The 24,033-nt window shown below is 66.6% G+C and carries 23 protein-coding genes; 4 read left to right on the forward strand and 19 right to left on the reverse strand.

Translation table 11 applies throughout. From position 1 onward, the window contains the following. The 12 genes from A7W11_RS27030 to flgB form a co-directional block, all read right to left on the reverse strand. Positions 1 to 915 (reverse strand): HAMP domain-containing protein (locus A7W11_RS27030; protein WP_156523268.1); only part of this gene is annotated, 915 nt, incomplete at its 3' end. Positions 916 to 1,005: 90 nt separating this feature from the next. Continuing rightward, positions 1,006 to 2,247, reverse strand: a complete 1,242-nt coding sequence (flgL, locus tag A7W11_RS27035) for a flagellar hook-associated protein FlgL (protein WP_066422017.1) — start codon at positions 2,245 to 2,247, stop codon at positions 1,006 to 1,008. A 41-nt stretch (positions 2,248 to 2,288) separates the two neighbouring features. Continuing rightward, the gene (gene flgK, locus A7W11_RS27040) at positions 2,289 to 3,932 is read right to left on the reverse strand and encodes a flagellar hook-associated protein FlgK (protein WP_066422020.1); all 1,644 of its coding nucleotides are present in this window, start codon (positions 3,930 to 3,932) and stop codon (positions 2,289 to 2,291) included. Between the two features lie 66 nt (positions 3,933 to 3,998). Further along, on the reverse strand, positions 3,999 to 4,949 hold the full coding sequence (gene flgJ, locus A7W11_RS27045; RefSeq protein ID WP_066422023.1) for a flagellar assembly peptidoglycan hydrolase FlgJ: 951 nt from the start codon (positions 4,947 to 4,949) through the stop codon (positions 3,999 to 4,001). A gap of 11 nt (positions 4,950 to 4,960) precedes the next feature. After that, positions 4,961 to 6,094 (reverse strand): flagellar basal body P-ring protein FlgI, encoded by a 1,134-nt coding sequence (locus A7W11_RS27050; protein WP_066422028.1) that lies wholly within the window; start codon positions 6,092 to 6,094, stop codon positions 4,961 to 4,963. Positions 6,095 to 6,096: 2 nt separating this feature from the next. Further along, complete coding sequence (locus tag A7W11_RS27055; RefSeq protein WP_066422031.1) at positions 6,097 to 6,786, reverse strand: flagellar basal body L-ring protein FlgH; 690 nt, start codon at positions 6,784 to 6,786, stop codon at positions 6,097 to 6,099. After that, positions 6,786 to 7,571 (reverse strand): flagellar basal-body rod protein FlgG, encoded by a 786-nt coding sequence (gene flgG, locus A7W11_RS27060; RefSeq protein WP_066422034.1) that lies wholly within the window; start codon positions 7,569 to 7,571, stop codon positions 6,786 to 6,788. Before flgG ends, A7W11_RS27055 begins: the two co-directional genes overlap by 1 nt. 63 nt (positions 7,572 to 7,634) lie before the next feature. Then, entirely contained in the window at positions 7,635 to 8,378 is a 744-nt protein-coding gene (locus A7W11_RS27065; protein WP_066422038.1) for a flagellar basal body rod protein FlgF, read from the reverse strand. A gap of 32 nt (positions 8,379 to 8,410) precedes the next feature. Continuing rightward, positions 8,411 to 9,634: a flagellar hook protein FlgE gene (flgE, locus tag A7W11_RS27070; RefSeq protein ID WP_066422039.1), complete on the reverse strand. Its 1,224-nt coding sequence runs from the start codon at positions 9,632 to 9,634 to the stop codon at positions 8,411 to 8,413. Between the two features lie 77 nt (positions 9,635 to 9,711). After that, entirely contained in the window at positions 9,712 to 10,410 is a 699-nt protein-coding gene (locus A7W11_RS27075; protein WP_066422040.1) for a flagellar hook capping FlgD N-terminal domain-containing protein, read from the reverse strand. A 46-nt stretch (positions 10,411 to 10,456) separates the two neighbouring features. After that, positions 10,457 to 10,876 carry a flagellar basal body rod protein FlgC gene (gene flgC / locus A7W11_RS27080; RefSeq protein ID WP_066422043.1) on the reverse strand — a complete coding sequence of 140 codons (420 nt, stop codon included), beginning with the start codon at positions 10,874 to 10,876 and terminating at the stop codon, positions 10,457 to 10,459. 14 nt (positions 10,877 to 10,890) lie between these two features. Beyond that, positions 10,891 to 11,298: a flagellar basal body rod protein FlgB gene (flgB, locus tag A7W11_RS27085; protein ID WP_066422046.1), complete on the reverse strand. Its 408-nt coding sequence runs from the start codon at positions 11,296 to 11,298 to the stop codon at positions 10,891 to 10,893. Positions 11,299 to 11,472: 174 nt separating this feature from the next. Here flgB and flgA point away from each other — a divergent pair, with 174 nt between their 5' ends. The 3 genes from flgA (at position 11,473) to A7W11_RS27100 (ending at position 13,173) form a co-directional block, all read left to right on the forward strand. Continuing rightward, positions 11,473 to 12,201, forward strand: a complete 729-nt coding sequence (gene flgA / locus A7W11_RS27090; RefSeq protein WP_066422049.1) for a flagellar basal body P-ring formation chaperone FlgA — start codon at positions 11,473 to 11,475, stop codon at positions 12,199 to 12,201. Between the two features lie 124 nt (positions 12,202 to 12,325). Continuing rightward, complete coding sequence (gene flgM / locus A7W11_RS27095) at positions 12,326 to 12,622, forward strand: flagellar biosynthesis anti-sigma factor FlgM (RefSeq protein ID WP_066422054.1); 297 nt, start codon at positions 12,326 to 12,328, stop codon at positions 12,620 to 12,622. Positions 12,623 to 12,702: 80 nt separating this feature from the next. Next, entirely contained in the window at positions 12,703 to 13,173 is a 471-nt protein-coding gene (locus A7W11_RS27100) for a flagella synthesis protein FlgN (RefSeq protein WP_066422057.1), read from the forward strand. A 99-nt stretch (positions 13,174 to 13,272) separates the two neighbouring features. Here A7W11_RS27100 and flhF read toward each other — a convergent pair whose 3' ends face one another. From flhF to flhB, 3 genes are read right to left on the reverse strand one after another with little or no spacing between them, the layout of a single operon-like run. Beyond that, on the reverse strand, positions 13,273 to 16,245 hold the full coding sequence (gene flhF / locus A7W11_RS27105; RefSeq protein WP_066422060.1) for a flagellar biosynthesis protein FlhF: 2,973 nt from the start codon (positions 16,243 to 16,245) through the stop codon (positions 13,273 to 13,275). Next, on the reverse strand, positions 16,242 to 18,359 hold the full coding sequence (gene flhA / locus A7W11_RS27110; protein ID WP_066422061.1) for a flagellar biosynthesis protein FlhA: 2,118 nt from the start codon (positions 18,357 to 18,359) through the stop codon (positions 16,242 to 16,244). The genes flhF and flhA overlap by 4 nt, the downstream gene beginning before the upstream one ends. A gap of 3 nt (positions 18,360 to 18,362) precedes the next feature. Then, a complete protein-coding gene (gene flhB / locus A7W11_RS27115; protein WP_066422063.1) occupies positions 18,363 to 19,520 on the reverse strand; it encodes a flagellar biosynthesis protein FlhB in 1,158 nt (385 codons plus the stop codon). Positions 19,521 to 19,729: 209 nt separating this feature from the next. Between flhB and A7W11_RS27120 the strand changes: the two genes are divergently transcribed. Beyond that, positions 19,730 to 20,764, forward strand: coding sequence for a GGDEF domain-containing protein (locus A7W11_RS27120; protein ID WP_066422066.1), 1,035 nt, complete (start codon positions 19,730 to 19,732; stop codon positions 20,762 to 20,764). A 62-nt stretch (positions 20,765 to 20,826) separates the two neighbouring features. On the opposite strand, the gene cheZ is transcribed toward A7W11_RS27120, so the two are convergent. From cheZ to A7W11_RS27140, 4 genes are read right to left on the reverse strand one after another with little or no spacing between them, the layout of a single operon-like run. After that, entirely contained in the window at positions 20,827 to 21,462 is a 636-nt protein-coding gene (cheZ, locus tag A7W11_RS27125) for a protein phosphatase CheZ (protein WP_066422069.1), read from the reverse strand. A 13-nt stretch (positions 21,463 to 21,475) separates the two neighbouring features. After that, positions 21,476 to 21,865, reverse strand: coding sequence for a chemotaxis response regulator CheY (gene cheY, locus A7W11_RS27130; RefSeq protein WP_066422072.1), 390 nt, complete (start codon positions 21,863 to 21,865; stop codon positions 21,476 to 21,478). A gap of 49 nt (positions 21,866 to 21,914) precedes the next feature. Then, entirely contained in the window at positions 21,915 to 22,979 is a 1,065-nt protein-coding gene (locus tag A7W11_RS27135) for a protein-glutamate methylesterase/protein-glutamine glutaminase (RefSeq protein WP_066422080.1), read from the reverse strand. Positions 22,980 to 22,998: 19 nt separating this feature from the next. After that, entirely contained in the window at positions 22,999 to 23,850 is an 852-nt protein-coding gene (locus tag A7W11_RS27140; RefSeq protein WP_066422082.1) for a CheR family methyltransferase, read from the reverse strand. Positions 23,851 to 24,033 lie beyond the last annotated feature (183 nt).

A 24,033-nucleotide genomic window follows, 5' to 3' on the forward strand; every position in this document is an offset into this window, starting at 1 on the left:
CGAGGCGGCGGTCTGCTCCAGCGAAGCGGCCTGCTGCTCGGTGCGGCTGGACAGGTCGGTGTTGCCCGCGGAAATCTCGCGTGCGCCCACGTTGATCTCGTCCACGCCGCGACGCACGGTGCCTACCGTGCGCGTCAGGCTTTCCTGCATGCGTTTGAGCGCCGCGAACAACTGGCCGATTTCGTTGTCGTTGCGTACGTCCACCCGTTGGGTCAGGTCGCCGCCGGCGATCTTGTCGAAGTGCGCACCAGCTTCCTTCAACGGACGCAGCACGTTGCGGCTGATGAAGACGCCGCACCCCACGCAGACCAGGACAGACAGGACGAACAGCACGATGGTGACCAGACGCGAGCGGTCGAACTCGGCAAAACCCACGGTGACCATGTCGTTGGTGATGCCGTCGACATAGGCCAGGAAGGTGTCGAGCGTCTTCTCGACATCCTGGCTGTTCTTCAGCACCGTGGGGGCCAACGCGGCGTAATCCGCCTCGGACTTGGCGCGCAGCGCCGCGATCTGGCGCTCGCTCGATTCGGCATAAGCCCGCAGCGCGACCAGCATGGGCTGCGCGCGCTCGGCCACGTCGGGGGTCATGTCCGATTTCGCCAGCGCGTCGATCTGCTGGCGCCCCTTGGCCAGGTAATCGGCGCCGCGCTGCAAGGCGGCATCCGCATCGCCCGGGCGGTTGTCGCCGAGCGCCACGCGGGACTCGTTCAGATTGATGCGGGTACGCAGCAAGCCGACGTAACCTGCATAAGCGGGCACGACCTGGTAGGAATAGGCGCGGTTGACGCCATCGAGCTTGTCATTGCTGGAAGTGAAGCTCAGCAGCGACAACCCGTTCGAAACCGCCATGAACAGGCAGAACAAGCCCAGCACGATGCCGATGCAGGTGCGGACCTTCAAATTGGAAAACATGACTTGCCCATCTATCAAAAAACGCGCTCCTCTGGGGGAGCGCGTAAAGGGAATATCCTGGTGGGGAACGGTCAGCCAATCCGGGCGCTATCAGCCCATCTTGAACAGACTCGACCCCTGAATCAGCGTGAAAGCTTTAGCGGCCGCGTCCAGCGCGGTTTGACGCATCACCAGCTCGCTGGTGACCTTATAGGCATCCACATCCTCCAGATCGGAGAGTTGCTTGGTATAGGACAGACCCTTCTGATCGCCGGTGGCATCCAGAGCGTCCAGTTCGTTCATGCGGGCGCCGACCGACGCGCGTACGGTCAGCACGTTGTCGTAGGCCAGCGACATCTGCTTGTTGGCAGAGGCCAGTTGATTGACCAGGTTCGCATTGGCCTGGGGATCGTTGGTCGACGGCGCCTTCAGGGCGCCGATCAATTCGTTCAGGGTCTCGAACATGTCCATGTTCGAGTCCTTGGGGGTTTCCACGGTGAACGTGTCGCCCGCCGCGGGTTCGCCCGAGATCTTCATGGACACGCCGCCCATGTCGATGGTGTCGCCCGCGACATACGGTGCGGTGAAGGAAGCCGGGTTGCCGTTGGTGGGCGCAGGCGTGACCGTGACGGTGTACTCCAGCTCGCCCGTGGTGGCATTGTTCGAGAACGCGATGGAGAAATCGCTCTTGACGTTGTTGGACGCGTCCGGCGCGTTGAACGACACCGTACTGAACGTGCCGGTGCCCGTGTTGCCACTGTCCGCCTGGGCGATGTAGGCCAGCGTGCCGGCGGCCGCCTTGCCGAAAATGTCGGAGCCGACGTCGCTGGAGGCGATCTGTCGGGTCTGGTCGACCTGGATCATGCGCTGGCCCTGGTCGCCCGAGTAGGTGACGTTGCCGTCGCTATCCTGGACGAACGGCGCGCTGTTGCCCTGGTAACCCGAGAACAGAAACTGGCCGTTGCCGTCGGTGGTATTGCCCAGGCCCACCAGCTGGTCGCGGGCGCTGGCCAGCGCGGTGGCCAGGGACAGGCGGTCCGCGTCGCTCATCGTGCCGTTGCCGGCCTCGACGATGCGCTTCATCACGTCCTGCATGGTCGTGATGATGGAGCTCAGCGCGTTGTCTTCCAGGCCCAGCGTGGTGTTGGCCTTGGCGCGGTTGGCGCCATAGGTCTCGTTCATGCTGGCCGTCTGGGTGATGTTGACGGTCAGGGCGGCGGCCAGGGGATCGTCGGCCGGCGACAGGAACGCGCGGCCGGAACTGAGCTGCTGCTGCAGTTTCGACAAGGTGGACTGCTGGTTCAGCAGGCCGTTCAGACCGTTCTGGTACAGCAGCGAAGTGCTCAGGCGCATGATCTATCTTCCGAAATATTTTGCGAGGTCGGGGCCGGGGACTAGCGCAATCCCAACAGGGCGTCGAACACCGTGCCGGCGATCTCGAGAATCTTGGCGCTGGCCTGGTACTGCGTCTGGTAGATCTGCAGGTTGACGTATTCCTCGTCGAGGTTCACGCCCGCCACGGCCTGCTGCGCCGCGTACTGCTGCGTGATCAGGTCATCCTGCGCCTTGCTGGACGATTGCAGGCGCTGCGTCTGCACGCCGACGTTGTTCACCAGCGTGGAGAAGGCTTCGTTCAGGCTCATCGTGCCGCCGCCGAGCACCTTGTCGGTCTGCAGCCCGGCCAGCGCCAGTCCATTGTTGCCGTTGCTGGTGCCGCCTGCCGTGTCGGCCAGGGCCAGCTTGGCCGGGTCGCTGATGAGGGCGGTGATGTCACGCGCCGCATCGCGGGTGCCTTCCAACTGCCAGCTGTCGCCGGCGGCCGGCACGCCCGAGGGGGTCAGCGTCAGGCCGTCGAAAACCAGGGCGCCGGAGGCGTCAGGGGTGGGCGTGAACGTCTGGCCGTCGGACAACCGGGTGACCTGGTAGTCGGCGCCGTCGTACACGATCTGGTAGCCGCTGGCCTGGACGGCATTGGCATCCGTGTACTGAGCCGTGAAACCGCCATTGCCGGCATTGTTGCGGTTGGACATCGCCACCGGATCGGACAGGCTGAACAGGGCCTCGCCCGGATCGCCATTGAGGTCGATGCCCTGCTCGTGTTGCGCGTTCAGGGCCATCGCCAGTCCGACGGCCAGTTGGCCGAGCTGGTTCTGGGCCTGGTCGAGCGAATCGCGGCGGAACGCCAGGAAACCGCCCAGCTTGCCGCCGGTGATTTCACTATCCGCCAGTTCGACCGTGACGGTGGTGCCGCCGCCAGCCGGCGTGTCGTACGCCAGCACGGTGCTGCGCGGGTCGGAGGCGGAGGTCACCGCCTTCAGCGGATGCACGGTGACGCCGGACAGCAGCGTCTGGCCGCCTTGCAGCGTGATGCTGACGCTGCCGTTCTGCTCGTAGAAGCGGATGCCGACCAGTTCATTCAGTTCGGACACGGCCTGGTCACGCTGATCGAGCAGGTCGTTGGCGGGCTGGCCGCTCTTGCCTTGGGCAATGACGATCTGTTGGTTCAGGTCGTTGATGCGATCCAGGTAGCTGTTGACCTGTTCGACGGTGGTGCTGATCTGTGTATTCAGGCCATCGCGCTGGTTCTGCAGTTCGCGGTAGGCGGAATTCAGTTGGGTCGCCAGGCTGTTGGCCTTGCCCAGCAGGTCTTGCCGCACCGCCGGATCGGCTGGCGAGCTGGCGGCGCTGTTGATGCTGGTGAAGAAGTCGTTGAGCGCTGGCGTGATGCCGACCGTGCGGTCGGACAGGAAATCGTTGATCTGGGACAGTTGGTCCAGATGCGTCGAGTACTCGGCGCCGGTGCCGCGCGAACCGACCAGTTGGCGGTACAGGAAGCTGTCGTACTGGCGCTCGATGGTGTCGACCTTGACGCCGCGGCCGACGAACCCCTGGCCGGTGGCCGTGGCGCCCGCAGTCGAGGTCAGCACACGCTGGCGCGTGTAACCGACCGTGGTCTGGTTATTGATGTTGTGGCTGGTGGTTTCCAGGCCTGCCTGAGAGGCATTCAGTCCCGACAGCGCCAAGTTGTACAGATTCATGCAGTGCCCCGTGGTCGACGGCAATCAGTTACAGACAACCGGTTAACGGCAAGTTTGCGGTCATATTTAGCGGTGGCCCGAAAAAGAGGCCGGGGAAATCGATGCACTGAGCTGCCCCATGATCTGGATCAGCTTGTCGGCATAGGCCGGATCCGTGGCATAGCCCGCCTTCTGGATGTTGCGCGCCGCCTCGATTTCGTTGCGGGCCTGGGTGACGCTCTCGTAGCGGGGGCTGTCGCCGATCAGCCTGGCGTAGTCGGCGAAGGCCTCGTCGTACGAGCTGTAGGCACGGAACGGCTGCACCATCTTCTGCGGCACGCCGTCCACGTATTCGGTCGTGGTGACGTTGACCACCTTGCCCGTCCAGCTGGAACCCGCCTTGATCCCGAACACGTTATGGCTGGTGCGGCCATCGGCGTGCATGATCTCGCGCTTGCCCCATCCCGACTCCAGCGCGGCCTGCCCCAGGATCAGGCGGGCCGGCACGCCGCTTTGCTGCGCCGCGGCATTGGCGGCGTGCGACATGCGCGACACGAAGTCGACCACATGATCCGGCGCACCTTCGGCCGCGGCCATCACCCGGTCGCGCGGCCGGTTGGTACGCAGCACGTCCAGCAAGGCGGAAACCTCGCCGGTCGGCTTGCCGCTGCCCTGCCCGGCCCGCTGCGGGTCTGCCGCGTCGTCCTGCGGGGATGCCGAGCCCTTGGGCATCTGGTCCAGCAGCGACTTCGCCAGGCCGATCCCGGGATCGGCCAGTTGCAGCGCCAACTGCTCGTCCGTCATGGACTGGATCATCTCGGTCGCCTGGCTGTCGAACAGGCCGTCCTTGGGCGTGGCCGCGCGCATGCGCTTGATCATCATCTGCAGGAAGAGCGCCTCGAACTGCTTGGCGACCTTCTTCTGCTCGGCCTCGTCCATGGGCTGGCCGACCACCCCACGCTTCAGATCGGACAGCCGCCCCATGTCGAAGACCGATTCCTGGGAATCGGGACGCGGGGTGTAGCTGACGAGCGCCATGAAAAGAGGTCCTAGATGATTTCGAGATCGGCGCGCAACGCACCGGCGGCCTTCATGGCCTGCAGAATCGCCAGCAGATCCTGCGGCGTCGCGCCCAGCGCGTTCAGCGCCTTGACCACGTCGGCCAGGTTCGCGCTGGTATTCAGGCGGCGGATCGCCCCGCTGTCCTGGCGCACTTCGATCTGCGTGTTGGGGGCCACCACGGTCTGGCCCTGCGTGAACGGCGTATCGGGCTGGAAGACCTGGTTCTGCTGGTTGATGATGACCGACAGGTTGCCGTGCGAGATGGCGGCCTCGTCGATCGTCACGTTGCGGTTCATGACCACCGAACCGGTACGGGCATTGATGATGACCTTGGCGCTGGCCGGCGCGCGGGTGACCTGCAGGTTTTCCAGGCGCGACAGGAACGCCGGCATGGCGGATGGATCATCGGGCGCGCGCACCTGCACCACCCGGCCGTCCAACGCCACGGCCGAACCGGGGCCGATCTGGCGGCTGATGGCGGCGGCGACGTTCTGCGCGGTGCCGAAGTCGCTGTCGTTCATTTCGAAGTACACCATGCCGTCCTGGGCGACGGTGGTGGGCACGGCGCGCTCGACGATGGCGCCGCCGTTGATGCGGCCGCCGTTGAGCGTATTGATCTGGACGCTGGAACCACCGGCCGCCGCGCCCGCGCCGCCCACCAGCATGTTGCCCTGGGCGATGGCGTAGATCTGGTTGTCGGCACCCTTGAGCGGCGTCATCAGCAGCGTGCCGCCACGCAGGCTCTTGGCATTGCCCATCGAGGAGACCACGACGTCCAGCGTCTGGCCGGGGCGCGCGAAGGCCGGCAGCGTCGCCGTGACCATGACGGCCGCGACGTTCTTCAACTGCATGTTGCTGCCGGGCGGCACGGTAACGCCCAGTTGCGACAGCATGTTGGTCAGGCTTTGCTGGGTGAACGGGGTCTGGCGGACCTGGTCGCCGGTGCCGTCCAGGCCCACGACCAGGCCGTAGCCGATGAGCTGGTTGCCGCGCACGCCCTGCACCGACGCCAGGTCTTTCAGGCGGTCGGCGTGCGCGGCGCCGCCCGCCAGCAGGCACAGCGCGGCCAGCAGGCGGGTCGCCAGGAAAAGCAGGAAACGAGGCGTGGTCGGCAATGGCATGGTCAGAACGGCGAAGCCAGCAGGAAGAAGCGTTGCAGCCAACCCATGGTCTGGACTTCGTCCATGGTGCCCTTGCTGCGGTATTCGATACGGGCGTCGGCCACACGGGTGGACGACACCGAATTGGTGCCCGTGATGGAGCGGGGATCGACCACCCCCGAGAAGCGGACGTACTCGCTGCCCCGGTTGATGGCGATCTGCTTCTCGCCGGCGACCTGCAGGTTGCCGTTGGGCAGCACGCCCACCACCGTGGTGGTGATGTTGCCGGTGAAGGTGTTGTTGGCCGAGCTGTTGCCCGTGCCTTGCGACTGGTTCTGGCCGGTGGCGTCGGTATTGAGCCGGGCGTTGATGCTGCCGTCCATGAACGACGGCGTCGCGCCGATACCGAGGGTGGTGGTGCTTTGCCGGTTGGTGTTCGTGGCGACGTTCTTGGCGGCGTTGGTCCGCTCTTCCAGGACGATGGTGACGACGTCGCCGACGTTGCGCGGCCGGCGGTCTTCGAACAACGGATAGTTGCCGTAGACGGTGGGCTGGAAGATCGAGCCGGTGGGACGGGACACCTGCATCGGCGGCGCGGGCGGCGCGGCCGTGGTCGGTCCGACCACCACGGGCTCCGGCGGGATCAGGGCACAACCGGAGGCTGCCAGCAGCAGCCCCGAAACGGCGATCAGGCGCAACATCGACGCGGTCATTACAACTGCGACAGGCGGGCCAGCATCTCGTCGGAGGTCTGCACGGCCTTGCTGTTCATTTCGTACGCGCGCTGGGTGGTGATCATGTTGACCAGCTCCTCGGCGACGTTGACGTTCGAGGTTTCGGAATACTGCTGCTCGATCGAGCCGGCGCCGTCCACGCCGGGCGCCAGCACGTTGGCCGGGCCGGACGAGTCGGTTTCGAGGTACAGGTTCTCGCCGATGCTCTGCAGGCCCACCGGATTGATGAAGGTGGCGACCTGCAACTGGCCGACCTGCACGCTGAGGCCGGCGTTGCCCGGCTGGGTGACGGAGACCGTGCCGTCCTTGCCGATGGTCATCGACAGGGCATTGTCGGGAATGTTGATCGGGGGCTGGATGACGTAGCCGCCGGCCGTCACGAGCTGGCCGTTCTGGTCGGTCTGCAAGCCGCCGTCACGCGTGTAGGCCTGGGTGCCGTCGGGCAGTTCGACCTGCAGGAAACCCCGACCGTTGATCGCGATGTCCATGTCGTTGCCGGTGTTGTTCATGTTGCCTTGCGAGAACACGCGCTCGGTGGCGGCGACGCGCACGCCGGTGCCCAGTTGCAGGCCCGAGGGCAACTGGCTGGCATCGCCGACCTGGGCGCCCGGCTGGCGCAGGGTCTGGTACATCAGGTCCTGGAAGACGGCGCGGCCCCGCTTGAAACCGTTGGTCTGGACGTTGGCCAGGTTGTTCGAGATCACGTCCATCGACGTCTGTTGACCTTCGAGGCCGGTCTTGGCAATCCACAGTGAACGCATCATGGTTCTGTCACTCCTGGCGCGGCCCCTCGGCGCGCGCATTGATCTTCGACGATCCGCTGCTTATCAGACGGAAAGTATTTCGTTGGCGCGGCCCGCGTTCTCGTTGGCATCGCGCACCACCTGCATCTGCATCTCGAAACGCCGCGAGTTCTCGATCATGGCCACCATGGCCGCCGTGGGGCTGGCATTGCTGCCTTCGAGCACGCCGGACATGACGCGCAGGGTCGGATCGGCGGGCTGCGGCGGCGTGCCGGCGGCCAGGCGGAACATGCCGTCGTCGCCGCGCACCAAGGCGGATTCCTGCGGGCTGACCAGCTTCAGGCGCCCCAGGTTGAGGATGTTGTTGGGCGGATCGCCCGCGCCGATGGCGGTGATCGTGCCGTCCGAAGCGATCGTCAGCGACGCCTGGTCCGGGATCTCGATGGGCGCGTTCTGGTCGGACAGCATCGGCTGGCCCAGCGAGTTCTGCAGCAGGCCGTTCACGCCCACCTGCAGGCTGCCGGCACGGGTATAGGCCTCGCCCTGCGGCGTCTGGATGGCGAACCAGCCGCTGCCGGCCACCGCCACGTCCAGGTCGCGCCCGGTGGACTGCATCGGGCCCAGCGCGAAATTGCTGCCGGGCGTGGTCGCCACGGTGGACACGCGCGTCGGCAGCGAAGTGCCGTCGAGCATCGGCACCGAACGGTACAGCGAGATCTGCTCGCGAAACCCCGGCGTGTTGACGTTGGCCAGGTTGTTGGTCAGAACGGCCTGCTGCTCGGAGACCCGGGCAGCGCCGTTCATGGCGGTGTAGATGACGCGATCCATCGGCTATATCCGTATCGGTGCGGTGCGCGGCCTTAGATGTTCAGCAGCACCTGCAGGACTTCGTCCTGCGTCTTGATGGTCTGCGTGTTGGCCTGGTAGGTACGCTGGGCGATGATCATGTTGACCAGCTCGTTGCTCAGGTTGACGTTGGATTGCTCCAGCGACTGGCCGACCAGCGACGACAGGCTGTTGGTGCCCGGCTGACCCAGCAGCGGCTGGCCCGACGCGGTGCTTTCCTGCCAGGCGTTATTGCCGACCGGCGTCAGGCCCTGCACGTTGTTGAAGTTCGCCAACGCGATGGTGCCGACCGTCTGGTTCTGGCCGTTGCTGTACTGGGCCGTGACGCTGCCGTCCGCCGCGATCTCGATGCCCAGGAACTCGCCGCTGGCATAACCGTTGGGGGTCAGCTTGGGGCTGAAGTCGCTGCCGAACTGCGTGACGCCGGTGTAGCCCACCGAAATCGCCAGCGCGTCGGCCGGCGAGGTCGCGCCGCCCGGGTCGGCGAAGTTGACGGTGTAGTTGGGCGGATTGGTCTGCAGCGCGCCGCTGGCGTTGAACGTCAGCGTGGCATGGTCGGCCGCCGCGGCGCCCACGGTCATGGGGTCGCCGTCCAGCGTGTAGTAGACGTCGTAGACGCTTTGGCCTGCGGCGGCCTCGCGCTTGACGAAGTACTGGACCATTTCGTGCGCATTGCCCAGCGAGTCGTACACCGTGCTCGGCACCTGGTCGGTGTAGGTCGAGCGGATCGTGGCGTCGAACGGGGTGGCGGCCTGGTCGATCGGCGTGGCGTTGGCGTTCAGGTTGGTCGTCACGCCCAGCGTGGTCGTGGCCACCGGGGCGATGTTGCCCTGCGGGACCGTCAGTTCGACCGGGGCGGCGCCGATGCTGCCGGCGGCGTAGCCCGTCAGGCGCATGCCCATCTGGTTGACGATGTAGAAGTCCTTGTCGAGCATGAACTCGCCATTGCGCGAGTAGAACACGCCGCCGGCCTGATCGGTCAGGCGGAAGAAACCCTTCGCGCCGTCGATGGCGATGTCGTACTCGCCGCCGGTCGTGGACACGTTACCCACGGTGAAGCGCTGGTTGATGGCGCTGACCTTCACACCCAGGCCCACGCGCGAGTTGGCGTAGACGTCCGCGAACGACGTCGAAGCCGACTTGAAGCCGACCGTGCCGGAGTTGGCGATGTTGTTGCCGATGACGTCCAGGTTCTGCGAGGCGGCATTCAAGCCGCTCAGTCCTTGTCCGAATCCCATGTGCTATCTCGCTGTCCAAGTATTTGTGAATGCGCGGGTGCCGCCATTGCGCAGGCACCCCGCCGAGTCGGTGGATATCAGGTGTTGCTGCCGTAGATCTTGCGGATGTCGAGCATGCTGGCCTCGTTGCCCATGCCCAGTTGCAGGCGCAGGCCGTTGGTGCCGTAGGCCACACCGCTGACCAGGCCGTACTGCAAGGCCTCGGCGGTGACCTTGTTGCCGTCCGCATCCGTGGCGGCAACATTGAAGGTGTACTTGCCGTCGGCCACATCCTGGCCGCCGTCGTTCTTGCCGTCCCACGACACGTCGATGACGCCGGTCTTCTGGTCGCGCAGCGTCATCGTGCGCACCACGTTGCCATCGCTGTCCAGCACCTTGACGGTGACGGTGTCGGCATCGCCCTGCAGATCGATACCCAGCGGGGTGGCCTCGCGCACGGTAGGATCCGTGATGTCGGTGCCCAGCGACACCTCGTCGCCCGGCACCAGCACGCCGCGGCCGATCATGGAGGCGGCGTTCATGGATTGCGAGACGTCGACCTGGCCACTGATGGACAGCAACGTATTGTTGAGGTTGGTGATGCCCTCGACCGTGGAAATCTGCGCGAGCTGCGAGGTGAGCTCGGCGTTCTCCATCGGATTCAGCGGATCCTGGTTGCGCAGTTGGGTCACCAGCAAGGTGAGGAACTGATCCTGGATGTCCTGAGCCGCGGTCGAGGTGCTGGAACCCAGTCCGGTGGTGGTGCTGTTGGAAACGCCGTTGACGGAGGTGGCCATGGCTAGTCGCGTAGTGAGAGGTCGGGAATCGAAACGGGCCGGCGCGTCACGCCTGGCCGATGGTGAGCGTCTTGGCCATCAGTTGCTTGGCCGTGTTGAGCACTTCGACGTTCGCCTGGTACGAACGCGAAGCGGCGATCATGTTGACCGTCTCGGCCACGGGATCGACGTTGGGCATGGACACGTAGCCGTCGGCATTGGCCATCGGGTGCTTGGGGTCGTAGACCAGCTTGAACGGCGAGTTGTCCTGCACCACGCCCGCCACGCGCACGCCGCCGATCTCCTGGCCCATGGCCTGGCCTGCCGCCGGGTTCACCTGGAACACCACCTGGCGCGCGCGGTAGGGCTGGCCATCGGGGCCCACGACGCTTTCGGCGTTGGCCATGTTGCTGGCCGAGACGTTCATGCGCTGCGACTGGGCCGTCAGCGCGGAACCGGCGATATCGAAAATGCTCAGCAAGGACATTCGGGAACTCCTGATTATTCCTGGACGGCCAGCATCATCGAGCGGATGCGGCCAGACAGCACTTGCAGGCTGCTCTGATAGTGCAGCGTGTTGTCGGCGAAGCGCACGCGCTCGTTGTCCATGTCGACGGTATTGCCGTCGAGACTGGCCTGGTAGGGCAGGCGGTACTGCAGGTCGACATTGGGCGGCGACACGGCCTGGCCCGGGATGTGGCGGGCCGACGTCAGCGTCAGTTGCGTGTCGGGCAGGCTCATGCGATTGCCCATGGCGTTTTCCATGGCCGTCTTGAAATCGAAATCGCGCGCCTTGTAGTTCGGCGTATCGGCGTTGGCGATGTTCGAGGACAGGACCTCCTGGCGCTGCGCGCGCAGGCTGATCGACTGTTGGAAAAAACGAAAATCGTCGCTGAGCCGGTCTAGCATTCGGTCGCCTTACAAGGACGGTGCGGAGTGTGGAAACCGGGCAAGCAGGCCCGGCCCTTTTGGGCATGAACGGCATCATAGGTGCCGGCAGCCCGACACAATCACTTAAATAACCCGCCATTTCCCGATCAATTCCACTATTGCGACATTCGGCCGGCTTCTACAATTCTTTCCATGCCGCAATTCCCCCGCCCGCCCTTCCCGCTGCGCCCCGTCCTCGCGGCGGCTGCCCTGGCCATCGCCCTGGGCGGGCCGTCCGCGGCGCGCGCGCAGACGGTTTCCACGCAGGATCCCGCGGTGCTGTCGGCAACCGCGCAGGCCTATCTGCGCGGCCAGCTGGCGGACGTGCCGGGCAAGATCAGCATCACGCTCGACCCGGTCCGGGCCGAACGCCTGGCGGCCTGCGACGCCCTCACCCCCTTCATTTCATCGCCGGTGCGGCTGCGCCCGCGCATGTCCGTCGGCGTGCGCTGCACCGCCCCGCAAACGTGGACCACCTACGTGCAGGCCAGCGTCAGCGTGGCGGGGCGTTACTATGTCGCATCGCGCCAGATCAATGCCGGCCGCGTCATCGGCCCGGCCGACGTGCAAACCCGCGACGCGGACCTCGCCACCCTGTCGCCCGGCATCATCACCGATGCCGGCCATGTGATCGGCATGCGGGCGGCCAACCGCATCGCGACCGGCCAACCCATCAAGGCGGCCGTGCTGCGCAGCGCCCAGGCGATCGAACGGGGACAGAACGTGAATATCGTGATCAGCGGCAAGGGGTTCACGGTGTCCGGCGAGGGCGAGGCCCTGGACAACGCGGCCCCCGGCGACCGGGTGCAGGTGCGCACGGCGTCCGGCCAGATCGTCAACGGTGTCGTGAAGAATGCGGGGTTGGTGGAAATACCCCTGTAAAGAAGTTACATATTCTTGGCTTCCGTCACGCGAAAAAACTAAAGTTACCGCGGCGCTGGCCGTAACAAGGACAAGACCAAGGCAGATCCGGCACTGATCCGAGGCCTGCCCAGCGGAGATCACCTTGAAAATCACTACCACTTCCCCTTCGGTTGCTGCCAATCCCGTCAACCTGCGTACCGAAAATCCGGTGGCGCAGGCCTACGGCGCATCCAATGGCGGCCAAGCCAGCACGGGCAGCTCGCAGGTCGCGCTGAGTCCGGCTTCGCGGCAACTGCTGGTGCTGCAGGAAGGCGGTAGCGACATCAATGTCGAGCGCGTACATGCCATCCGCGCCGCCATCGCTTCCGGCGAACTGAAGATCGACGCCAGCCGCATCGCCGACAGCCTGATTGCCAGCGCCCAGGAACTGCTCAAGTAATCCTGCCCGGCCAGCATCGGCTGCCTTCGCCTGGTCTCAAGTCGAACCGTTTTTTTCTGCCGACGACGCTTTAACTTCTCATGTCCGCTGCCCTGCAGATCTGTATCGAACGCGAAAGCGCGCTGGTCCAAGCCTTCATCGAAGCCATCGACGCGGAAGCCCGCGCGCTGGCTGACCGCACCGCCCACGAAGCGCTGCAACAGGCCGCCCACGAAAAAGAGGCATTGGCCGAGCAATTGTCGGCCCTCAGCGTGCAACGCGATGAATTGCTGGCCGGCCTGGGCCTGCCCGCCGGCCACGAAGGCACGGAGCAAGCCGCCGCACAGTTTCCCGAACTGACCGAAAGCTGGAGCCGCCTGCTGGAGCATGCCGCGGTCGCGCGCGAACGCAACGAACGCAACGGCGCCATGATCAGCGCCAGCCTGCGGCACACCCAACAGGCCCTGGAGGCCCTGCGCCAGCTCAACGAAGGCGCTGGCGCCTCCACGACGTACGACGCCCAGGGCCGCGGTCGCCGCGGCTACGGCCAGCGCAGCATCATCGCGACCTGACGTCGTTTGCGCCAGAAGAAACGGCGGGTATGCCACCCGCCGTCTTTCGGCCCCTTCCGGGACCATAGCCCAACCTGGAAGTCCCCGTGGCGAGCCCGCTCAGGCCGCCATGTCGAGCATTGCAAACCCCTTCATCAGCGCGGCCGGCATCAGCGGGCCGGTCAGCTTGCGCCCACCCGCCGCCATCGCCTGAAGCATGGCCCGCGCGCTTTCCGCCTGAGACGCCTGCGACAACTGCCAGCAGGCAACCCCCAACTGGGCCGCCAGCAAGGCCTGGCGCGGCATGGCCTGGATGCCGGTCGCCGGCGGCAGCGCCGCCCAGGCCTGCGCCATATGACGAAAGGCCGTCTTGGCTTGCTCCTGTTGCAGCAGCCAACGCGCCACCGTGCGGGCGTCGGCCTGCGACGCCTTTAGATTGGTCAGCCCATACAGCTGATTGACAACCTTGCCGCTGGCAGGATCGGTCAATCGCGCGCACACCATGCGTAGCGGCAGGTCTTCGTGGCCACGCGCCGACATGCGCACCTCGGTCCCACTGGCCCAGAGATCCAGCGGCGCCTCGTCCGGCTGTTGGCCCGGCATCGGCGTCGTGCCGACGGGCAGATAACCCAGATCGCGCGACACGGCCGCCAGCGTGGTCGGCGTATCTTCCTGGACGACCCGCAGCGCGCCCGCGCCGCGCGCCACCCACTGCGCGCTTTCGGCGGACAGCGATTGCCACATCGCGGCGGTGCCCATTTCGAACAGGTGCACCTGCGGCACGCCCTGCAAGGCTGCCTGCAGGGCGCGCACCCTGGCCACCAGCGCCTGCACCGCGTTCTCGGGCATGGGCGCGGACAGATCATGCGCATCGAGGATACCGTGCGGCAGCATCAGGTGCGCCATGGGCGCGGAAAGCGCCGCGCCGCGGTCGGTCATCAGCAATCCGGCCAGCAGCGTCCCGGCAGGCGAACCGCCCTGCCCCTTCATGGCCGCCTTGCCATGCATGGCCAGCAGATAACGCTCGCTGCCGCCGGCATAAGCATCCTGCGCCCGCTTCAGGCCCGCTTCGCTCAGGGTTTGCGGCGTGGCGCTGTCGTCGCGGGCCGCACGCCAGTTGGCACGCGCCTGCACGCAAGCCGGATCGCTGTCCAGCCAGGCGATCGCCTGGTCCAGCGGCGCGTCGGCGCCAGCGTGCGGCAGCACGGCGGCGGCCAGCAGTTGGCGGCGGCGCGCGGATTCGCTCGCCCCATCGACCTGTTTCTGTTCCGTCTCCGCCTTGGCCGACGACCGCCACAACGCAGCCAGGTCGGCCTCGCTCGGGGCATACAGCGGAGCGGTCTGGCGCGGCAACGGCGCCAGGGCGCGATCGACCAGCGCTTGCCGATCCGCGGTCGCCATATCCTCGGGCACCTTCTGCCCGATGGATACGTAATGGATGGGCAGCCGGTGGCGGATCGCCGTGTCCAGTGCGGGCGCGATCCGGGTCGCCTCGTCGAGCTTGGTGACGATGCAGCCCACCACGTCCTCGCCGGCGCCGTTTCGGTAGGCGTGCGCCACCTCATCCAAGGTATCGCCCTGGGAAGCGGCATTGAGCACCAGCAGCCGGCGCACGGGCCGATCGGCCGCATGCAGCAGCGCGGCCAGCGCGGCGACGTTGCGGTCGCGCTGGCTGATACCTGTGGTGTCGATCAGGATGATCTTGCGGTGTCCCAGATGCGCCAGCGCCTGCTTCAGCTCTTCGCCATCCCGCACGGAATGCGCGGGCACGCCCATCAGGCGGCCGTAGATCTGCAACTGCTCCAGCGCGCCGATCCGGAACAGGTCGGTGGTCAGCATCGCGACCTGATCCCGGCCTTCGCGCGCCACGCAGCGCGCGGCCAGCTTGGCCAGCGTGGTGGTCTTGCCCACGCCGGTCGGGCCGACCAGCGCATAGACGCCGCCGTCCGCCAGGAAATCGTTCTCGTTGCGCATGACGGGCAGATGCGTCACCAGTTCATTGCGCGCCCAGGCCATCGCGCCCTGGCGATCCAGGCTGGCGGGCAGGCGTTCGACCAGCGCGCGCACCAGCGGCATGCTGAAACCGGCCTCCAGCAGGTTACGGAACAGCGTCGCCTTGACCGGCTGCAGGCCGGCGGCCTGCGCGCCGCCCCAAAGCAGGCCGTCCATGCGCGACTCCAATGCCCCGCGCAAAGCATCGAGCGCCGCCTGCATCTGCTGGTTGCCCATCTCCATCGACGCCGGTGCGATGGGCATTGCCGATGGCAGCGGCGCATCGGGACGCTGGGCCATCGACGGCAGGGGCGGAACCGGGCTGGCAGGCGCCGACGGGCCGGACAGGGAATCGGCCGGCACGGGGGGATTGGAATCGAGCGCAGCCGGTGCAGCCGATGCCGGGATGCCGGGCGCCGCCGGCATCGCGATCCGCGCGGCTGGCGTCGGCGGGTACGCCGCGGGCGTGGACATCGGCGCGGCATAGCCGCTGGCAGGCACTGATGGCGCGCGTGCGGCGGCCAGGGAATTGGCGGCGGCGCCGATGGCGTTGGCGAGATCGGTGGGGATGCGCGGGCTGCCCGGCGCAGCGGTACCGAGCAGCGAGGTACTGCCCGGCGCAGGCATCCTGATGGACGACGCGCCCGGCGAAACAGGCCCCTGCCCCGCCGCAGCCGGCGTCGGACGTCCGGCCGCCGGCCCGGCTTGCAGCGCCTGGGGCGCTTCGGCGTCGGCCTCGGGAAGCGGCGACGCCGCCGCCGCGTCAGCGTAGCGGGCCAGCGCGCGGGCCGGCGCATAGCCGGATTCGGAAGACGGCGGCATCGAGGGGGCGCGCGTGGCGTCGGCGGGCGATTGCCAGGCGGAGGAAGGCCTGGCGGGCACGGCGGACGGCTGCGCGGCGGACGATGCGGACGCGGCAGGCGGCGCCCCGGCGGACGGCGTCTCGTCCTGGACATCCGGCGCGGCATCGACGGTGGCCACCACCTCGACCGTACCATTGACCGTACGATTGGACACGATCAACGCATCCGGACCCAGCGCCTCGCGCACCTGGCGCATGGCCTCGCGCACGGTGGCGCCTACGAAACGGGACAACTTCATTCGCCGGAACCTCCGACCAGCGCCGTGACGCGCACGACGCGCTCATCGGGGATTTCCGCGTTGGACAGCACGCCCAGCTGCGGCAGATGGTGACGCAGGAAACGCGACAGGGGCGCGCGCAGCGGCGGCGACACCAGCAGCACCGGCGCGTTGCCCTGCGACTCCTGGCGCATCACGGCGGCCTCGGTTTCGCGCAACAGCGTCTCGGCCAGGCCGGGCTCCAGTCCACCGCTGGTGGCCATGGCCTGCGATAGCACGCGCTCGAGCTTCACATCCAGGCCGATCACGCGCAGCTCGCCCTCGCCCGAGAACCATTGCTGGGTGATCGCACGGCCCAGCGAACGGCGCGTCAATGCAATCAGCTCGGGCACGTCCGGCTGACCGCCCGCGTTGGCCGCCTGCACCACCAGGCGCGGCGCATGCTCGGCCACGGTATCGATGATGGTGCGCATGTCGCGGATCGGCACCTCTTCGGACAGCAGGCCTTGCAGCACCTTCTGCAACGTCGTCAGAGAGAGGGTCTTGGGCACCAGGTCCTCGGTCAGCTTGGGCGCATCGCGGCCCAGGCGGTCCAGTAGCTGCTGCACTTCCTGGCGGCCCAGCAGATTGGAGCCATGGCGGTGCATCAAGTGGTTCAAGTGCGTGGCCACCACCGTACTGGCATCGACCACGGTGTAGCCCGCCACTTGCGCCTGGTCACGCTGGCTGGCGTCGATCCAGAGCGCCGGCAGGCCGAACGCCGGATCGGTGGTCGGCACGCCCTTGATGGTGGCACTGACGCCGCCCGGGTCGATGGCCAGCCACTGGCCGGGCATCGCCACGCCGCGGCCGACCTCCACGCCCGACAGCAGGATGCGGTAATCGTTGGGCTTGAGCTCCAGGTTGTCGCGTATGTGCACGACCGGCGGCAGGAAGCCCACGTCCTGCGCGAACTTCTTGCGCAGGCTGCGGATGCGGTGCAGCAGCTCGCCGTTCTGCGAGTGATCGACCAGCGGGATCAGCCGATAGCCCACTTCCAGGCCCAGTTGGTCGACCATGGAAACGTCGTCCCAACTGGCCTCGGCCGCCGCGGCCTGCGCCTGCGCGGCCGCCTGCGAGGGCTGGTCCACGGTCTTTGCCTCGGCTTCCCGGCGGCGCTTGAGCACCATCCAGCCCGTGCCGCCCAGCATCGCCGCCAGCGTCAGGAAGGCCACATGCGGCATGTTGGGAATCAGGCCCATGATGCCGATGATGACGGCGGTCAGGAACAGCACGTTCGGGTTGGCGAACAACTGGCCCAGCATCTGCTGGCCGACGTCCTGGTCGTTCGACACGCGCGACACCACCGCGCCGGCCGCGGTGGAGATGATCAGCGCGGGGATCTGCGCCACCAGGCCGTCGCCGATGGTCAGCAGCGTATAGACGCGGCCGGCCTCGGAGAACGACAGGTCGTGCTGCGCCACGCCGACGACCAGACCGCCGATGACGTTGATGACCATGATGAGCAGGCCAGCCACGGCGTCGCCGCGCACGAACTTGCTGGCGCCGTCCATCGAACCGAAGAAGTCCGCCTCCTGGGCGATCTCGCTGCGGCGCTTGCGGGCCTCTTCCTCGCCGATCAGGCCGGCGTTCAGGTCGGCGTCGATGGCCATCTGCTTGCCAGGCATGGCGTCCAGGGTGAAGCGCGCGCCGACTTCGGCGATCCGCCCCGCACCCTTGGTGATCACGATGAAGTTGATGATGGTCAGGATGATGAAGACGATGATCCCGACCGCGAAATTGCCGCCCACCAGGAAGTGGCCGAACGCCTCGATCACCTTGCCGGCGGCGTCGGGACCTTCGTGGCCGTTGAGCAGCACCACGCGCGTGGAGGCCACGTTCAGCGACAGGCGCAGCAAGGTCGCGAACAGCAGCACCGCGGGAAAGGCGGCGAAATCCAGCGGCTTGCGGGTGAACATCGCGACCAGCAGGATCATCACCGACAACGCGATGTTGAAGGTGAACAGCAGGTCGAGCAGGAAGGTGGGCAGCGGCAGCACCATCATGCCCAGCACCATCACGATCAGCACCGGACCGGCGAGCAAACGCGCGTTGGCGGCGCCCTGCGTTTTCAGCGTGGTGAGCAGCGTGCTCATTCCTTAAACTCCTTGGGCCGTGGGACGGCCGGCCTGGGGATCCAGTTCGGCGGGCACATTCAAGGCCGAAGGCGCCGTCGGTTCGACGCCCCAGCCCGAGCGCCAACTGCGCAACTGGAAAACCCACGCCAGCACTTCCGCCACGGCGGTATAAAGCGCGGCCGGGATTTCCTGTCCCAGCTCGACGTGTTGATGCAGGGCGCGCGCCAGGGGCGGCGCCTCCAGAGTCGGCACACGGTTCTGCGCCGCGATCTCACGAATGTTCAAGGCGATCAGGCCCGTGCCCTTGGCCACGACGCGCGGCGCGGCAGTCTCGCCTTCGGCGTAGCGCAGCGCCACCGCGTAGTGCGTGGGGTTGGTGACCACCACGTCCGCCTTGGGCACCTCGGCCATCATGCGGCGGCGGGCCATCGCCCGCTGCTGCTGGCGGATGCGGCCCTTGACGTGCGGGTCGCCTTCGCTTTCCTTGTGTTCGTCACGCACGTCCTGCTTGGACATCCGCAACTTCTTCATGTGGCTGTATATCTGCCACGGCACGTCCAGCAGCACGATCAGCATCAGCGAGGCCACGATCAGCGCGCTGCAGATCGCGACGAGCCGAAGCGTATGGCCGATGGCCGCGGTGGGCGACGCCAACGACAGGCCCACCATGTCTTCGTGGTAATGCCACAACACCCAGGCCCCGATGCCGCCCACCAGCAAGGCCTTGGCGATGGACTTGACGAGCTCCACCACCGTCTGCATGGAGAACATCCGCTTGATGCCCGCCAGCGGATCGAGCTTGCTGAAATTGGGCGCCAGGCTTTTCGTGGAGAACACGATGCCGCCCAACGCCAGGCTGCCCAGGATGGCGACCACCGCCAGGACGCCGAACAGCGGCAACACCATCACCAGGGCATCGAACGCACTGTTGGTGGCCTGCGACACCATGACCGTCTCATCGCGCGCCACGCGCGGCTCGAATCCCAACCCGGCACGCATCACGCCCGTCAGCCCGCGGTACAGCCCCGCTGCGCCCAGCCACAGGCCTGCCACGCCGGTCGCCAGCATCAGAAACGTGCCCAGTTCGCGCGAACGCGCGATCTGCCCCTCCTCGCGCGCCTTTTGCAGGCGCCGGGGAGAGGCGGCTTCGGTTTTCTCAAGATCGCTTTCTTCGGCCATGCTCGACGAGTGCTTCGCTGCCTGCAGACGGGTTGCAGACTGCCCGGCGAGATTCTAGGCGACACCTCGCCCTTGCGATCATTTAAGAAGCGGGGGGAAAGCCACGTTATTCCATGCAGGCGTACCCGGCCGCGATCGCGTCGACCGCGCCGCTGCGACGATCACGAAAGTTACAAATCGGGCCGTGGGGCGCCGAGGAGCACGACGGCATGCATGGTTTGAACGAGTACGCGATGCGCGACGCCCTGCGCGAGCAGGCGCGCCTGGACGCATTGACCGACCTCCAGGTGCTCGATGGCGGCCCCGATCCGGTCTTCGAGCGCATCACCCGCCTGGCGCGCGCCACGCTGCGCTTTCCCATCGCCTATGTCTCGATGGTCGGCCTGCATCACGAAATCCTGAAAACCCGCACCCCCCTGCCCGTTTCCACCGGCAGCCGCGACACCGCGTTCGCGTCGTATGCACTGCAAAGCGCCGAGCCGATGGTGGTGCCGGACACCCTTGAGGACCCGCGCTTCGCCCGTTTTCCCCAGGTGGCGGGATCGCCCTATGTACGGGCCTGCTGGAGCATGCCGCTGGCCACCCGCGCCGGCCTGCTGGTCGGCGCGCTGACCCTGCTGGACTACGCGCCGCGCGAGGCGAACGCCGAAGACAGCGCCATCCTGAAGGATTTCGGCCGGCTGGCCGCGGAAAGCATGGAATTGCGCGCGCAGGCCTCCACCGACGTCCTGACCGGCGTGCAGTCGCGGCGCGCTTTCCTGGGCGAAGGCGAACGCATCTTCAACAGCCGCCATCCCGACCGGCACGCGCTGAGCTGCGTCATTCTGGATCTGGACGATTTCCGGCGCCTGAACGACACGCTGGGATACGAGGCCGGCGACGACGCCCTGCGCCGCATCGGCGAACTGCTACGCGGCGGCGTACGGCCGGACACGCCGATCGGACGGGTCGGCGGAGAGGAATTCGCAATCCTGTTGCCGGGCGAAACCCTATACGGCGCCCATACGGTCAGCGAACGGCTGCGGCATGCGCTGTCGCAGCTATCCGACCAGGGCTTCCCCGGCCTGTCCGCCAGTTGCGGGCTGGCCGAGCGCGGCAGCGCGGATCGCGGCTTCACCGACCTGCTGGACCGGGCGAGCCAGCAGGCCTACGTGGCGCGCCACGCCGGCCGCAACTGCACGCGGCCCGACCTGGCGCACATCAGCGGGCAGGCGCCGGGATTCCGGCATCGCACGCCCATCTGAGAGAACGATCCCGCCGGCGTCCGGCCCGCTCTGGGCCCGCCGGGCGATGGGCCGATTCTCGGTCAGAAGCCCAGGCTGGCCAGCAGATCGTCGACCTGGTCCTGGCTGGTCACCACATCGGCCTTGCCTTCCGGATTGACCTGCGGACCATTCAACAGGCTGGTGGCTTCGTCGCGGCGCTCTTGCGGGACGTTGTCCAGCAACACCTGCAGCAGCTCGCGCTCGATCGCGCCGACCACGTCCATCATGCGCATGATGACCTGGCCCGTCAGATCCTGGAAATCCTGGGCCATGACGATGGACATCAGTTGCGCCTGGGTTTCCTGCGTCTGCTTGGGTACGTCGGCCAGGAAGGCGCGCGTGTCCTTGACCAGTTCGCGGGCCTCGGGCACCTCGAGCGGCTGATCGAACCACGACTGCCAGCGCGTATCGAGTTCGCGCGCGTTGCGGGCCATATCGTCCTGAATCGGACCCGCGGCTTCGGTGGCGTTGAGCACGCGATTGGCGGCTTGCTCCGTCATCTGTGCGACATAGCGCAGGCGGTCGCGGGCGTCGGGGATGGCCTCGGCGGCGTCCTTGATCGCCTGATCCAGCCCCAATTCGCGCATGCTGTCGCGCAGCATGCGCGTCAGTGACGCGATGCGATGGATCAGGTCCCCGGCTTCGGGTTTCTTCTCGTCGCTATTCGTGGCGTTCATGCGGGAACCTCGTTCAGCCAGCCAGTTTTTCGAAAATCTTGTTCAGCTTTTCTTCCAGGGTGGCGGCCGTGAACGGCTTGACCACATAGCCGTTGGCGCCGGCCTGGGCGGCCGCAACAATGTTTTCCTTCTTGGCCTCGGCCGTCACCATCAGAACCGGCAGGCTCTTCAGGTTGGGGTCCTGGCGGATCTGCTTGAGCATCTCCAGACCATCCAGGTTGGGCATGTTCCAGTCGGACACGACGAACTGGAAGCCACCGGTACGCAGCTTTTCCAGCGCGATCGCGCCGTCCTCGGCCTCGTCCACGTTCTCGAAGCCCAGTTCCTTGAGCAGGTTGCGGATGATCCGCCGCATGGTGGGGAAGTCGTCCACCACCAGAATCTTCAGGGCCTTGTCTACCATCTTCACTCCAAAAATTGATTATGGACGCGCGGTGGCGCCCAGTGTGATTTCAAACCCGATGGCCGCGGTCGCCCAGGCGGTCGAGGATACGTTCGCTAATATGTGACAGCGATACCACGTCCTCCGCGGCGCCCAGCGCGATCGCCTCGCGCGGCATGCCGAAAACGACGCAGCTCGCCTCGTCCTGGGCGATGGTATGCGCGCCGGCCCGGCGCATCGCCAGCAGGCCGGCGGCACCGTCCTTGCCCATGCCGGTCAGGATCACGCCAATCGCGTTACGGCCGGCCGACTCGGCCGCGGAATGGAACAGCACATCCACGGACGGCCGATGCCGGTTGACCGGATCGCCCGCGAACAATTCGATGACATAGTTGGCGCCGCTGCGGCCCAGGCGCATGTGCGTCTCGCCGCCGGGAGCCAGGTACACGTGGCCTGGCAGCACCCGCTCGCCATGCACGGCTTCCTGCACCGTCACCGCGCACATGGCGTTGAGCCGCTGCGCGAACGACTTGGTGAAACCGGCCGGCATATGTTGCGTGATAAGCATCGCGGGGCTGTCGGGCGGCAAGGGCCGCAGCACTTCGCGGATGGCTTCCGTGCCGCCCGTGGACGATCCGATGATAACCAGCTTCTCCGAGCTGGAGAACGGGCTGCGTAGGCGCTGCGGCGCGGGCGCGGCATGGCCTTCGGCGGGCGGCGTGATCTTGCGCAGGCGAGCGCGCGAGGCGGCGCGGATCTTCTCGGCAATGATCTCGCTGTATTCCAGCAGGCCGTCGCGGATGCCCAGCTTGGGCTTGGTGACGAAATCGACCGCGCCCAGTTCCAGCGCGCGCATGGTGATTTCGCCACCACGCTCGGTCAGCGACGAGACCATCAGCACCGGCATCGGGCGCAGGCGCATCAGCTTCTCGAGGAAATCGAGGCCGTCCATGCGAGGCATTTCGACGTCCAGCGTCAGGACGTCGGGGTTGTGCTGCTTGATCAGGTCGCGCGCCACCAGTGGATCGGGCGCCACCGCGACCACTTCCATGTCGGGATGGGCGTTGATGATCTCGGTCATCAGGCCGCGAACCAGCGCGGAGTCGTCTACGCAAAGGACCTTGATTTTCTTCATTCTGTGCTTGCGCTTCCGTTCAGACCTGGCCGGTACAGTCGTAGACTGTCTGCCCACGCAGGCGGAAGCTGCGACTGATGTAGGTGAAATTCTCGGAATGGCCCGCGAACAGCAGGCCGCCCGGCTTGAGCAACGGCACGAAGCGCTGCAAGATCTTCGACTGCGTGGGCTTGTCGAAGTAGATCATCACGTTGCGACAGAAAATCACGTCGAACTTCTCGTTCAGCGGCCAATCGGGAGCCAGCAGATTGAGGGTCTCGAACGTGACCATCTCCTGGATTTCGGGCCGTACCTTCACGTGTCCGCTGTTGTCGCCCTTGCCGCGCAGGAAGAAGCGCTTGAGCCGGGCCTCGTCGAGCTTGGACACCCGCTCGAACGGGTAGACGCCGGCCCGGGCCCGGGCCAGCACCTGGGTATCGATGTCGGTGGCGACCACCTTGCTGCTGGCCGCGCGCGAGCCCAGCGCCTCGGCCAGGGTGATGGCGATCGAATAGGGTTCCTCGCCCGTCGAGGCCGCGGAACACCACACCGACACCGGCCCGCCGCGCGTGCGCACGAACTCTGCCAGGATCGGAAAGTGATGGGACTCGCGGAAGAACGCCGTCAGGTTGGTCGTCAGGGCGTTGACGAAGTTTTCCCATTCCGTCGCGGCGGGCTGCTCCTCGAGATGATCGAGATAGCCGCTGAAGTCGTGCCGTCCCAGCGCCCGCAGGCGTCGCGCCAGCCGGCTGTAGACCATTTCCCGCTTGTGATCGCCCAGCGAGATGCCCGCGCGCGCATAGATCATGCGGCGCACGCGCGAAAAATCATTGTCGCGGAACTCGAACTGCCGTTCGGCGGAGAAGGCCGGCGAGGTCTGGGCGGTGGCCACGCTGAATCCCTCGACTTACGAACCGGCCAGCGCGAAGCCGCCGGGACCTTCCTTGCCCTGCATCAGTTCCGGACGGCCCCGGCCCTGCAGTTGCGCGGAAGGCGCATCGATGACTTCGCCGCTGTTGATGCGGAACACCGCCACCGCTTCCGCCAGGCGCTGCGCCTGCTCCTGCAGCGAACC

Origin of the sequence: Bordetella ansorpii (genome assembly GCF_900078315.1) — a bacterium.
Classification (GTDB): Bacteria; Pseudomonadota; Gammaproteobacteria; order Burkholderiales; family Burkholderiaceae_B; genus Bordetella; species Bordetella ansorpii.